The sequence below is a fragment of the Pseudomonas sp. P20 genome (genome assembly GCF_016463925.1).
Lineage (GTDB): Bacteria > Pseudomonadota > Gammaproteobacteria > Pseudomonadales > Pseudomonadaceae > Pseudomonas > Pseudomonas aeruginosa.
Genome location: NZ_JAEMVM010000003.1, coordinates 401957 through 414438 on the forward strand (window position 1 = coordinate 401957; position 12482 = coordinate 414438).

The 12482-nt window shown below is 64.6% G+C and carries 13 protein-coding genes; 6 read left to right on the forward strand and 7 right to left on the reverse strand.

Going from position 1 to position 12482, the window contains the following annotated elements; genetic code table 11:
- Positions 1 to 39: 39 nt before the first annotated feature.
- A complete protein-coding gene (locus JHD77_RS06115) occupies positions 40 to 378 on the reverse strand; it encodes a histidine triad nucleotide-binding protein (RefSeq protein ID WP_003085225.1) in 339 nt (112 codons plus the stop codon).
- Positions 379 to 456: 78 nt separating this feature from the next.
- Between JHD77_RS06115 and JHD77_RS06120 the strand changes: the two genes are divergently transcribed.
- Positions 457 to 1938, forward strand: a complete 1482-nt coding sequence (locus JHD77_RS06120; RefSeq protein WP_003101642.1) for an AAA family ATPase — start codon at positions 457 to 459, stop codon at positions 1936 to 1938.
- Between the two features lie 39 nt (positions 1939 to 1977).
- Here the strand turns inward: JHD77_RS06120 and JHD77_RS06125 are convergent, their stop codons facing one another.
- The 4 genes from JHD77_RS06125 to hemJ all read right to left on the reverse strand — a co-directional run bounded on the left by JHD77_RS06125 (position 1978) and on the right by hemJ (position 5450).
- The gene (locus JHD77_RS06125; RefSeq protein WP_003101644.1) at positions 1978 to 2778 is read right to left on the reverse strand and encodes an SDR family NAD(P)-dependent oxidoreductase; all 801 of its coding nucleotides are present in this window, start codon (positions 2776 to 2778) and stop codon (positions 1978 to 1980) included.
- A gap of 60 nt (positions 2779 to 2838) precedes the next feature.
- Positions 2839 to 3921 (reverse strand): DUF805 domain-containing protein, encoded by a 1083-nt coding sequence (locus tag JHD77_RS06130; protein WP_003101646.1) that lies wholly within the window; start codon positions 3919 to 3921, stop codon positions 2839 to 2841.
- A gap of 121 nt (positions 3922 to 4042) precedes the next feature.
- Complete coding sequence (locus JHD77_RS06135) at positions 4043 to 5011, reverse strand: NAD(P)H-dependent flavin oxidoreductase (RefSeq protein WP_003085244.1); 969 nt, start codon at positions 5009 to 5011, stop codon at positions 4043 to 4045.
- Positions 5012 to 5027: 16 nt separating this feature from the next.
- Positions 5028 to 5450 carry a protoporphyrinogen oxidase HemJ gene (gene hemJ, locus JHD77_RS06140; RefSeq protein WP_003113170.1) on the reverse strand — a complete coding sequence of 141 codons (423 nt, stop codon included), beginning with the start codon at positions 5448 to 5450 and terminating at the stop codon, positions 5028 to 5030.
- Between the two features lie 290 nt (positions 5451 to 5740).
- Here hemJ and argC point away from each other — a divergent pair, with 290 nt between their 5' ends.
- The 4 genes from argC (at position 5741) to erpA (ending at position 8345) form a co-directional block, all read left to right on the forward strand.
- A complete protein-coding gene (gene argC, locus JHD77_RS06145; RefSeq protein ID WP_003085247.1) occupies positions 5741 to 6775 on the forward strand; it encodes an N-acetyl-gamma-glutamyl-phosphate reductase in 1035 nt (344 codons plus the stop codon).
- The gene (locus JHD77_RS06150; RefSeq protein WP_003085249.1) at positions 6775 to 7494 is read left to right on the forward strand and encodes a DUF6776 family protein; all 720 of its coding nucleotides are present in this window, start codon (positions 6775 to 6777) and stop codon (positions 7492 to 7494) included. Before argC ends, JHD77_RS06150 begins: the two co-directional genes overlap by 1 nt.
- Positions 7495 to 7917: a bactofilin family protein gene (locus JHD77_RS06155; protein ID WP_003120826.1), complete on the forward strand. Its 423-nt coding sequence runs from the start codon at positions 7495 to 7497 to the stop codon at positions 7915 to 7917.
- A gap of 77 nt (positions 7918 to 7994) precedes the next feature.
- Positions 7995 to 8345: an iron-sulfur cluster insertion protein ErpA gene (gene erpA, locus JHD77_RS06160; protein WP_003085254.1), complete on the forward strand. Its 351-nt coding sequence runs from the start codon at positions 7995 to 7997 to the stop codon at positions 8343 to 8345.
- Positions 8346 to 8398: 53 nt separating this feature from the next.
- Here erpA and JHD77_RS06165 read toward each other — a convergent pair whose 3' ends face one another.
- Together JHD77_RS06165 and JHD77_RS06170 are read right to left on the reverse strand one after the other, a co-directional pair.
- A complete protein-coding gene (locus JHD77_RS06165) occupies positions 8399 to 9490 on the reverse strand; it encodes an anhydro-N-acetylmuramic acid kinase (RefSeq protein WP_003085271.1) in 1092 nt (363 codons plus the stop codon).
- A gap of 2 nt (positions 9491 to 9492) precedes the next feature.
- On the reverse strand, positions 9493 to 10932 hold the full coding sequence (locus tag JHD77_RS06170) for a peptidoglycan DD-metalloendopeptidase family protein (RefSeq protein WP_003085274.1): 1440 nt from the start codon (positions 10930 to 10932) through the stop codon (positions 9493 to 9495).
- A gap of 188 nt (positions 10933 to 11120) precedes the next feature.
- On the opposite strand from JHD77_RS06170, the gene tyrS reads away from it, so the two are divergent.
- On the forward strand, positions 11121 to 12320 hold the full coding sequence (gene tyrS, locus JHD77_RS06175) for a tyrosine--tRNA ligase (protein WP_003101660.1): 1200 nt from the start codon (positions 11121 to 11123) through the stop codon (positions 12318 to 12320).
- Positions 12321 to 12482 lie beyond the last annotated feature (162 nt).

Here is a 12482-nt window from a genome sequence, read left to right on the forward strand (position 1 = left end):
GTTGCGGACGGGCTGCGATGTCGCAGCGCCAGCAGGGATTCAGCCCGGCGGCCAGTGCATCTGGCGTTGACCCAGCACGTGCATGTGGATGTGGTGCACGGTCTGCCCGCCAAGGTCGTTGCAGTTCATCACCACACGGAAGCCTTCCTCGCAGCCCTGCTCCCGGGCCAGGCGCTGGGCGGTGAAGAGGATATGGCCTGCCAGCGGCCGGTCGGCCTCGGTCAGGTGCTCGAGGGTGGGAATGTGCCTTTTCGGGATGACCAGGAAGTGCACCGGCGCCTGCGGGCCGATATCGTGAAACGCGACAACTTCCTCGTCTTCGTAGAACTTGCGCGCGGGAACTTCCCCCGCCACGATCTTGCAGAACAGACAGTCCATGGGCGATTCCTCCGGCCTCGGGTGCTTTCCCGAGTGTAGCGGTGCCCGTCGCGACCGCCCAAGCGTGAAGGAGCCGCAGTGAAGAACGACATACACGACCTCGGCCTGGTCCTGGATTCCCGGGTCAAGCTGATCCTGATCGAGTCCTGGGACGAGCCGAAGGTGATGGAAACCCTCACCGGCCTGGCGGTCAGGCGCGGCCTTGGCCTGTATGCCTGGTCGGTGACCGAGGGCGTGCAGCGCCTGGGCTTCGGCGGCGAGCCGCTGGGCGGGGAGGAGAGCCGCGACCCGGTCGCGGCGTTGCGCTTGATCAAGCACGACCAGCAGGCGAATCTCTACGTGCTCTGCGACCTGCATCCTTTCCTTGGCGACAGCCCGACCCTGGTGCGCCTGCTCAAGGAAATCGCCATGGCCGAAGGCAATCATCGACCGACCGTGGTGCTGGTGTCCCATGCGCTGAAGCTGCCGGCCGAGGTGCAGCGCTTCGCCGCGCGGTTCTCGCTGTCCCTGCCCAGCGAGGACGAACTGCTCGGCATCGTCCGCGAGGAAGCGACGCGCTGGAGCGAGCGCAACCGTGGTGCCCGCGTGCGCACCGACAACCGCACCCTGCAGCAGGTGGTGAAGAACCTGCGTGGGCTCAGCCATGCCGAGGCGCGGCTGCTGGCGCGCAACGTGATCTGCAACGATGGGGCGATCACCCAGGAGGACCTGCCCGAGCTGAACCGCACCAAGTTCCAGCTACTCGACCTGGAGGGCGTGCTGAGCTTCGAGTACGACACCGCGCGCTTCGCCGAGGTCGGCGGGCTTGCCGCGCTCAAGCGCTGGCTCGGCGAGCGTCAGTCGGCGTTCCTCGCCGGCACGCCTGGCGACCAGCCGAAGGGCATGATGCTGGTCGGCGTGCAGGGCGCCGGCAAGAGCCTGGCGGCCAAGGCGGTGGCCGGCCTCTGGGGCTTGCCGTTGCTGCGTCTGGATTTCGCCTGTCTCTACAACAAGTACTTCGGCGAAACCGAGCGCAACCTGCGCGAGGCGCTGCGCCTGGCCGAACAGATGGCGCCCTGCGTGCTGTGGATGGATGAAGTGGAGAAGGGCATTTCTGGCGGCGACCAGGACAACGGCGTCAGTCAGCGCGTGCTGGGTACCCTGCTGACCTGGATGGCCGAGCGCGAGGCGCCGGTCTTCATGGTCGCCACCGCGAACGCTATCGACCGCCTGCCGCCCGAACTGATCCGCAAGGGACGCTTCGACGAATTGTTCTTCGTCGACCTGCCGACGCCGGAGGTTCGCGCCGAGATCTTCCGCATCCACCTGCAACGCCGCGAGCTGGAGCCGGCACAGTTCGACCTCCTTCTGCTGGCGGCTGCCAGCGAGGGTTTCAGCGGGGCGGAGATCGAGCAGGCGGTGGTGGCGGCACTGTACGCCGGGCAGGCGCGACAGCAGGCGGTGGATCAGGAGCTGTTGCTCAGGGAGCTGTCGCGAACCTCGCCGCTGTCGGTGCTGATGGCGGAAAAGCTCGCCGCGCTGCGGACCTGGGCCAAGGGGCGGGCGGTGCCGGCAGACTGAGCCGACGGCTAACCTCGTTGCCCTGCGAGGAGAGGCCGATCAACCCCGTGGGGCGGAGGGTACCGCCGAGGCGTTGATCCGCGCGGCGAGTCGGCGCACCAGCCAGCGTGGCGCCAGGCGTGGGCTCAGCGCCAGCAGGCGATTGCGCCAACCGGGGACGATCAGGGCGCGGTTCTTGTCCAGCCCGCGCAGGGCCAGCAGCGCGACTTCCTCCGGGGTCATCATCAGCTTGCTCCGGTCGAGCCTGCCGAGCCGCATCCCGGCTTCCCGGAAGAATGCCGTACGGGTTGGCCCAGGGCACAGCACCGAGACCTTGACGCCGCGCCCTTTCAGTTCTTCCCGCAAGCCTTCCGAGAAGTGCAGGACGTAGGCCTTGCTGGCGTAGTAGTTGCTCATCCAGGCGCCGGGCTGGAAGGCGGCCACCGAGGCGATATTGAGTATCTGGCCACCGCCCTGTGCCGCCATGCGGGCGCCGAGGGAGTGGCAAAGGCGGGCCAGGGCCAGGATGTTGAGTTCGATCAGCTCCTGTTCCCGCGCCCATTCCTGGTCGATGAAGGGGCCGGAGGTACCGATCCCGGCATTGTTAACCAGCAGGTCGATCTGTCGTTCGCCCTGTTCCAGTTCGTGCAACAACCCTGACAGTTGCAGCGGCTCGGAAAGATCGCAGGTGCGGAACAGCACTTCCACGCCGAAACGCTGCGCCAGCTCATAGGCGATGCTCTCCAGCGCGTCGCGCTGGCGCGCCACCAGGATCAGGGCGCGACCGCGCCGGGCCAGGGCTTCGGCTAGGGCCAGGCCGATACCGCTGGAAGCGCCGGTGATCAGGGCATAACGGGGCATTCGAGACTTCTCCGAAACGGACGGGGAATTGGACCCCGCCCGTCGCGAGGGGTTGCGTGGCTACTGTTGGTCGTCGTCTTCCATGGCCTCTGCCGCCGCCGTGGCGGCTTCATCGGCTTCGGCCGCCGCTGCGGCGGCCTGCTCGTCCGTGGTGTACGGGTCGGCTGGAGCGCTGGCGCCGCCGTCATAGTTCGCGCGCTCCAGGTAACCCTGGTAGGACGGCAGGGCGATGGCGGCGATGATACCGACTATCGGCAGCAGGATGATCAGACTGGCCAGGACTTTCACCCCGGTGCTGTTCGCCGGCGGCGGCGGACCGTAGCGGTTGGCGCCGGTGCTGCCGGGCAGGACCAGCATCAGGATGCCGAACACGCTGCCGACGAAGGGGACGAAGTTGAGCAGCCAGAGCCAGCCCGACCAGCCGAGGTCATGCAGGCGCTGCACGCCGATCATCACGGCAATGACGATGAAGGCGATCGAGGCCAGGGCGGTGACGGCCACGCCGACGGTTTCGCCGAGCAGGAAGCCCAGGCCCATGATGACGAGGAAACAGAGCGTCATCGCCATCGACCAGCCGAGATAGCGCAGGCGTCCGATCCGGCCGTTGGTGGTGAACACGTTCAGCTCGCCGAACTCGGGGAGGGCTTCGCCGACCTGGGCGCTGGGTGGTGTGTAGGGAGACGCGCCCGCGCCCGCGGCCGCGGAGGCCGCAGGCGCGGCGTTTTCGCCGAGCTGCGCCTGGCGCGCCAGGTACTTCTCGATGATGATGCCGCAAGCCGAACATTCCGCTCCGCTGGGCTGTTCATGGCCGCATTTCGGGCAGGTCATGGGAGGCAGGTCTTGCGCTGGGGTTTCCTCCGCGACCTGGGGGTTGTGATCGGGCGTTTCCACCAGGCTCAGGCTGGCCGCCAGGTCGACTTCCTTGTGGGCATTGGCGCCGGCCTGGCGCAGGGCGGTCAGGTAACGCTCCGCCTCGGCCTCTGGAAGTTCGCGTTTCAGCACCACCGGGCGACCGCCGAAGAGGGCGTCGATCTTGCCCGGTTCGCTCTTGAACAGGCGGGCGAGATTGTCCTTCACGGTTTCGAGCGATGCGTCGGGCATCAGCTCGCCGGAGAAGACGATCTTGAAGCGTTGGTCGGTCATGCAGGCATCCTTGTCAGCTGGGGTGAGAGAAATGCAGCCGACAGCCTAATCGGCGGCCTTGGCGCCCACAAGCGCGAGATGAGAACTCCCGCACAAGCCGGGGCGCCGTGACCCGGCGGTTTCAGCGCGGCCAGCGGTTGGCCAGGCTATCCATGTTCCGCAGGGCGTCTCGATATTCCCGGTCGAGGCGGGCGACCAACTCGTCGACGCCGGGCAAGTCGTCTATGTTGCCCGCGCCCTGGCCGGCGGACCACACGGTCTTCCAGGCCTTGGCCTCGTCGTTCACCGGCTTGAGTTTCTCGCCGTAGTTCATGTCTGCCTTGTCGGTCAGGCGCTTCAGATCGTAGCCGGCGGCCTCCAGGCTTTGCCGCATGAAGCTGGCCGGTACGCCGGACACCGCCGGGGTGTGCACGATGTCGGCGGCGCGTGCCTCCAGGATCATCTGCTTGTAGGCGTCGGAGGCATTGCTCTCGCGGGTGGCGATGAAGCGGGTGCCGAGATAGGCCAGGTCGGCGCCGAGCATCTGTGCGGCGAGAATCTCGTGGCCGTGGTTGATGCAGCCGGCCAACAGCAGGGTCTTGTCGAAGAACTGGCGGATTTCCGCGACCAGCGCGAAAGGGCTCCAGGTCCCGGCGTGGCCGCCCGCGCCGGCCGCCACCGCGATCAGGCCGTCGACCCCGGCCTCGGCGGCCTTTTCGGCGTGGCGGCGGGTGGTGACGTCGTGGAATACCAGGCCGCCGTAGCTATGCACAGCGTCTACCACTTCGCGCACTGCGCCGAGGCTGGTGATGACGATCGGTACGCGGTGCTCGACGCAGATCCGCAGGTCGGCCTGCAACCGCGGATTGGTGTTGTGGACGATCAGGTTCACCGCATAGGGCGCGGGATTGTCCAGCGCTTGCAGGCCGGCCCCGATTTCCTCCAGCCAACCCTCGAAGCCGCTGCTCTCGCGCTGGTTGAGCGCCGGGAAGCTGCCGACGATGCCGCTGCGGCAGCAGGCCAGCACCAACTGCGGGTTGGATACCAGGAACATCGGCGCGGCCACCATCGGCAGTCGCAGGCGTTGGTCGAGCAGGGCGGGCAAGGACATGGACAGGACTCCTGGGTCAGAAAGGTTTGAGCACCACCAGTAGGACGATCAGCAGCAGGAACAGTACAGGCACTTCGTTGAACCAGCGGTAGAACACATGGCTGCGCCCCGGCTCGCCGCGGGCGAAGCGCTTGAGCATGGCGCCGCAGGCGTGGTGGTAGCCGATCAGCAGGACCACCAGGGTCAGCTTGGCGTGCAGCCAGCCTTGGCTCAGCCAGCCGGGGGTGAGATAGAGCATCCAGAGGCCAAGGACCAGGGTGGCGAGCATCGAGGGCATCATGATCCCTCGGTAGAGCTTGCGCTCCATGACGCAGAAGCGTTCCCGGCTGGTCTGGTCCTCGCTCATGGCGTGGTAGACGAACAGGCGCGGCAGGTAGAACAGGCCGGCGAACCAGCAGACCACGGCGATGATATGGAAGGCTTTGAGCCACATGTACATCAGGACATCCTCTTGATCACGGTGCCCCGATAGTAGAGGGATGGCTGGAACGCGTCACCCTGGCGGCTTGCCGCTGTCTGATTTGCCGGCAGATATGGCCGCATAACAGGTAGGAACATTCGGATAGGGCCTCGCAGCAATTTCTGCCCGACGACCCCGGGGGCTAGACTGCCGACCGAAGGGCCGAACCGGTCGCAAAGCCGGACGCCCAGCGCTGTTCATGCCGGCGCTCGGCTCTTATCATTGGCCTCTTTTGGCTAGCTTGCCTCAGCGCGCGGAGTGATGGACAGATGATCAAGGTCGGCATCGTTGGCGGTACGGGTTATACAGGCGTGGAACTGCTGCGCCTGCTGGCGCAGCATCCGCAGGCCCGGGTGGAAGTGATCACTTCACGTTCCGAGGCGGGGGTGAAGGTCGCCGACATGTACCCGAACCTGCGAGGTCATTATGATGACCTGCAGTTCAGCGTGCCGGACGCGCAGCGCCTCGGCGCTTGCGACGTGGTGTTCTTCGCCACGCCGCACGGCGTGGCGCACGCGCTGGCTGGCGAACTGCTGGACGCCGGGACCCGGGTCATCGATCTGTCCGCTGACTTCCGCCTGGCGGACGCCGAGGAGTGGGCGCGCTGGTACGGACAGCCGCATGGCGCTCCGGCGCTGCTCGACGAGGCTGTCTACGGCCTGCCGGAAGTGAACCGCGAGAAGATCCGCCAGGCCCGCCTGATCGCCGTGCCGGGTTGCTACCCGACCGCGACCCAGCTGGGCCTGATCCCGCTGCTGGAGGCCGGCCTGGCCGACGCCTCGCGGCTGATCGCCGATTGCAAGTCCGGGGTCAGCGGCGCCGGTCGTGGTGCCAAGGTTGGCTCGCTGTTCTGCGAGGCGGGCGAAAGCATGATGGCCTACGCGGTCAAAGGGCATCGGCATCTCCCGGAAATCAGCCAGGGCCTGCGTCGGGCCTCCGGCGGCGAGGTCGGGCTGACGTTCGTACCGCACCTGACGCCAATGATCCGCGGTATCCATGCAACCCTTTATGCCCATGTCGCGGATCGCTCGGTCGACCTCCAGGCGTTGTTCGAGAAGCGCTACGCCGACGAACCCTTCGTCGACGTGATGCCGGCCGGCAGCCATCCGGAGACCCGCAGCGTGCGTGGCGCCAATGTCTGCCGAATCGCCGTGCATCGCCCCCAGGGCGGCGACCTGGTGGTGGTGCTGTCGGTGATCGACAACCTGGTCAAGGGCGCCTCGGGTCAGGCGCTCCAGAACATGAACATCCTGTTCGGGCTGGACGAGCGCCTGGGCCTCTCGCATGCGGCCCTGCTCCCCTGATGTCCGGCTGGGAACTCCAGTTCCGTGATCCACGGCGGGCCTGGCTGGTCCGCCTCGGGGTGGGTGCGCTGCTGCTGGCGGTTCCGCTGGCGTTTCTCGGCGGTCGCTGGTCGACCGGGGCGGACGCCGCTCGCAGCGAGGCCGATGCGCAACGCCAGGAAACCCTGATCGGCGAGCAGAAGGCCGAGCTGGAGCGCCTGCGTACCGAAATCGAGGTGTTGCGCAGCGGAGAACGCCTCAGCCAGCAGGCCACCGAACAGAGCCGGCAGACCATCAAGCTGCTTGAGGACCAGGTGTTCAAGCAGCAACAGGACATCGCGTTCTACAAGGGGGTAGTCGCGCCGGCCAGCAAGGCGGATGCGCTGGAAATCCGTGCCTTTGAGGTGCAGGGCACGGACGACCCGCAGCGCTTCCGCTATAAGGTGATGCTCAGCCGCCTGGGCAGGGACGACCGCAAGCTGGATGGGCGGCTGAAAGTCCGCATCAGCGGCAAGCTGGCGCGCAAGGACGCTACCTACGACCTCGAACAGCTCTCGCCGGAACTGGGCAAGACAGGGCTGTCGATTTCCCTCCGGCATTTCCAGTCGATCCCAGAAGGGGGGCGTTTCGCCGAGCTGGAGCTGCCGAAGAACTTCATCCCGAAGCTGATCGACGTACGTGCGGAGCTGAATGGCCAGTCCAAACCGCTACAGCGCCGTTTCGATTGGCCGAAGCAGTGAGTGAGCATTATGTGGAGCAAGAACAAAGGCCGGGCCGACGTCCAGCGTTTCACCGGGCAGACCAGCCTGATCGCCAGCGGCGCCGAACTGGTCGGTGACATGAACCTCAAGGGCGCGGTGCAGATCGACGGCACCGTCCGCGGAGCGTTGCAGGCGCACGAAGGGCTGGTGCGGGTCAGCGCCGGCGGTCGAGTCGATGGCGAAATCCGGGCCCCCCATGTGATCATCGACGGTCAGGTGGATGGCGACATCCATGCCATCGAACGCCTGGAGCTGGGGGCCCAGGCCCGGGTGAAGGGCAATCTTCACTATGGGCTGATCGAAACCGCCATGGGGGCCCAGATCGAGGGCCGCCTGTGCCCGATGACCGAGGCCAGTCCGCGCCCGCTGGAACTGCCTGCCAGCGTGGAAACTGTGGATTAGTTGACCATTTTTCTGGGACAAGAGGATAATGGGCGTAATGTTGTAACGCACGGCCTCAAGCCGGGAGATTCGGAAACATGAGCATCGAGACCTTCACCCCTACGCCCCTGCTCTTTACCCCAGGCGCAGCCAACAAGGTGAAGACGTTGATTGACGAAGAGGGCAATCCTCGCCTGAAACTGCGTGTATTCGTCACCGGCGGCGGTTGCTCGGGCTTCCAGTATGGCTTCACCTTCGACGAAGATATCGCCGATGACGATACCGTGATCGAGCGCGATGGCGTGGGCCTGGTGGTGGACCCGATGAGCTTCCAGTACCTGGCGGGCTCGGAAGTCGACTACCAGGAAGGCCTGGAAGGTTCGAGGTTCGTCATCAAGAACCCGAACGCCGCCACGACTTGCGGTTGCGGACAGTCGTTCTCGATCTGACGTCGATGGGGCCGCTACGAAAACGCCGCGCTTATATGCGCGGCGTTTTCGTTTCAGGCGGGATACAGCGCGCCCAGAGTTCTGGGACCGAGCGCACCGGTCACATCAGGGCAGTTGCCGGGCAGGCGCTCGAGAAACCGATGGGCTAGCCAGGCGAATGCCATGCCCTCCATCCAGGCAGGGGGAATGCCGTATTCGTCGGTACTGGCGACCCGAGCTTCGGGCATCAGCAGGGCCAGGCGCTTCATCAGCGCCGTATTGAAGGCGCCGCCGCCGCATACCAGCACCTCTTCGCAGTCCGGCTGGGCGTCCAGCAGCGATTCGCTGATGCTGCGCGCGCTCAGTTCCAGCAGGGTTGCCTGGATATCCGCTGCCGGCAAGGCAGGGTGACGAGCCAGGTGCTCCTGCAGCCAGGACAGGTTGAAGCGCTCGCGCCCGGTGCTCTTGGGGCCACGCGCGGCGAAGAACTCATCCGCCAGCAGGCTTGCCAGCAGTGCGTGGTTCATCTGGCCGCTGGCGGCCCACGCACCGTCCCGGTCGAAATGTTCGCCGCGTTGGTGATGAATCCAGGCGTCCATCAGCACGTTGCCCGGGCCGCAGTCGAAGCCGCGTACCGGCTTTCCGGGGCTGAGCAGCGAAACGTTGCTGAAGCCACCGATGTTCAGGACCGCCCTGGAGGCGTCATCATCGCCAAACAGCGCCTGATGGAAGGCCGGTACCAGCGGGGCGCCCTGGCCGCCGGCTGCGACGTCGCGGCGGCGGAAGTCGGCGACGACATCGATGCCGGTCAGCTCCGCCAGCAGGGCGGGGTTGCCGATCTGCACCGTGAAGTGGCGAGCGGGTTCATGTCGGATGGTTTGACCGTGACTGCCGATGGCACGGACTTCGTCGGGGCTCATCTGCTGCTGGAGCAGCAGTTCGCGCACGCCCTGTGCTGCAAGGGCGACCCAGCGTTGCTCGACTTCGGCGGCGCGGGCGATTTCATCGGGACCGGGGACGCACAGGGCGAGGATGTCTTCGCGCAGCCCGGCCGGCATGGGTAGGTAATGGGAAGCGAGCAAGGTGGTGCGATCACCTTGCTCGATCAGGACGATGTCCATGCCGTCCAGGCTGGTTCCGGACATCAACCCCAGGTAGCGCGGCACGATCAGCGCTGCTTGTTCAGGGCCAGGAGGGTTTTCTTCTCCTGATCCATGCGCGCGATCATCGGCTGGGTCTGCGCCATGAAGCGCTTGCGATCTGCGCCACCGAGCGGGTCCGCCATGGGCAGCTTGGCACTCAGCGGATCGACGTGACGGCCATTGATCTGGAATTCGTAGTGCAGGTGCGGGCCGGTGGCCAGGCCCGTCATGCCCACGTAACCGATGATCTGGCCCTGCTTCACGCTGGTACCGGCGCGGATACCCTTGGCGAAGCGGCTCATGTGTCCGTAGATGGTCCGATAGCGCTGGCCGTGCTGGATCACCACGGCGTTGCCGTAGCCCCCCTTGCGTCCGGCCTCGAGGATTTTGCCGTCTCCGGTGGCCTTGATCGGTGTGCCGATGGGGGCAGCGTAGTCGACGCCCTTGTGCGCGCGGATCTTGTTCAGGATCGGGTGGCGGCGGCCCAGGGAGAAGCGCGAGCTGATACGGGCGAAATCCACCGGCGTACGGATGAATGCCTTGCGCATGCTGGAGCCGTCGGCGCGGTAGTAGCTGGTATTGCCCTGCTTGTTGGTATAGCGCACGGCGGTGTAGGTCTTGCCACGGTTGACGAAGCGGGCGGCGAGGATATTGCCGGTCGCCACTTGCTTGCCGTTGACCTTGTGTTGTTCGTAGATCACGTCGAACTCGTCGCCTTCACGCAGATCGAGGGCGAAGTCGATGTCGTAGCCGAAGATGTTCGACAGCGACGTGACCAGGTTATAGGGCAGGCCGGCGTTACGACCGGCAACGAACAGCGAGCTGGTGATGCGGCCATGGGCATAGGCGGTATGCAGGTCGATCTGGGCCTTCTCGCGTTTGAAGGAGTAGCCCTTGTCGGTCTTGTCCAGGCCGATGGTCTCGAGTTCGCTCTGTTTGACTCGCAGCGCCTGCAGCTCTCCTTTGGGGTCGAGCTTGAGCTTGACCTCCTGGCCGACCTTCAGATGGGTGAAGCGCTTGGCATCCTTGCTGCTGGTCAGCATGTCGTGCATGGCCGAGGTGGAAAGGCCTGCCTTGGTGAATACGGTCGACAGCGTATCGCCACTGGCGACGGTGATGGTCTTCCACTCGGGATCGACGGGCTTGGTGTCGGCATCGGCTACAGATGCGCCCGGCTTGTCCGAGTCTTGCTCGGCGGTGTTGTCGTCGGAGGCGCCTTCTACCTGAGCGAAAGGCGTGCCTTCGTCGCTGGAATTGGTGACCGATTGCGGCAGGAGGTCGTCTTTCTCCTGAAGGAGGCGATCGGTGTTGCTTTCAAGCTCCAGATTGAGCGTGGTCCTCTTGGCCTCGACTTCGCTCGAGGGGAACACCAGTAGTGCCAAACTGAGGAGCGCTGCAACACCGCTGGCGGCCAACAAGTGGCTTTTCGGGTAATACGGCGGCGCTTTCTGATCGGATTGCGTCATGGCGTGATTGGTGTTTTTGGATTGTGAATAAATAACTGCCTAAAATATAACCAAAATCTCCTTGAATCAAGCCAAAAGTCGCGTCTGGCCTGGCTCCGTCCCCCTGACGGTCGGCAAAATTTGTTTTTAGTCTGCGATCTTGTATGGTTGGTTCCCTTTCGATTTTGGCAATTGGGCAGAACCTGTAAATGAAGTCGGTTGAAGAGCAGCTGGCGCTGATCCAGCGCGGTGCAGACGAGATCCTGGTAGAGGCGGAACTGGTGGCCAAGCTGAAGCGTGGCCAGCCCTTGCGGATCAAGGCCGGCTTCGACCCGACCGCTCCCGATCTGCATCTTGGCCATACCGTGCTTATTAATAAGCTGCGCCAGTTCCAGGACCTGGGGCATCAGGTGATCTTCCTCATCGGCGACTTCACTGGGATGATTGGTGACCCCAGTGGGAAAAGTGTTACCCGTCCTCCCCTGACGCGCGAGCAGGTTCTGGAGAATGCGGAGACGTACAAGTCCCAGGTCTTCAAGATCCTCGACCCGGCCAAGACCGAAGTAGCCTTCAATTCCACCTGGATGGACCAACTGACCCCGGCTGACTTCATTCGTCTTGCCTCTCAGTACACCGTTGCGCGGATGCTGGAGCGCGATGACTTTAGCAAGCGCTATGCCAGCAATCAGCCCATCGCTATCCATGAGTTCCTCTATCCGCTGGTCCAGGGCTATGACTCCGTCGCGCTGAAGGCGGACGTCGAGTTGGGTGGCACCGACCAGAAGTTCAACCTGCTGATGGGGCGCGAGCTGCAGCGTGCCTATGGCCAGGAGGCCCAGGTGATCCTGACCATGCCGTTGCTGGAAGGGCTGGATGGCGTGAAGAAGATGTCCAAGTCGCTGGGCAACTATATTGGTATCCAGGAAGCGCCGGGTGTCATGTACAGCAAGCTGGTCTCCATTCCTGACACGCTGATGTGGCGTTACTTCGAACTGCTCAGCTTCCGTTCCCTGGATGAGATCGATAGCTTCCGCAAGGACGTCGAGGCGGGCGCCAACCCGCGTGACATCAAGATCAAGCTGGCCGAGGAGATCGTCGCCCGCTTCCATGGCGAGGAGGCGGCGGCGAGCGCACACAAGTCGGCCGGCAATCGCCTGAAGGATGGCGAGCTGCCGGAAGACCTGCCGGAGATCGAGCTGTCGTCCCCCGAGGATATGCCCGTTGCCTCTGTCCTTAATAAGGCGGGGTTGGTGAAGAATGCGGCTGCGGCTCGCGATCTCCTGGGTGCCGGCAGCGTCAAGGTGGATGGGCAGGTCGTCGACCGCACCTTCATGCTGGCGCTGGGTGAGACCCGTGTGTTCCAGGCAGGGAAGAAGGCTTTCGCGCGCATCACGCTGAAGGCTGAATAATTCTTTCAAATAAGTGTTGACGCCAGTTTCTATCTCCCTATAATGCGCACCACTCCCGGTGACGACGAAGAGTAAATGCTTGAAAATCAAGGATTTATGGATTCTCTCCCAGGGGTGGTGAAGCGCTTCGGCAGGTTGTTCGCCGCAGCGGTTCGGTCCCGA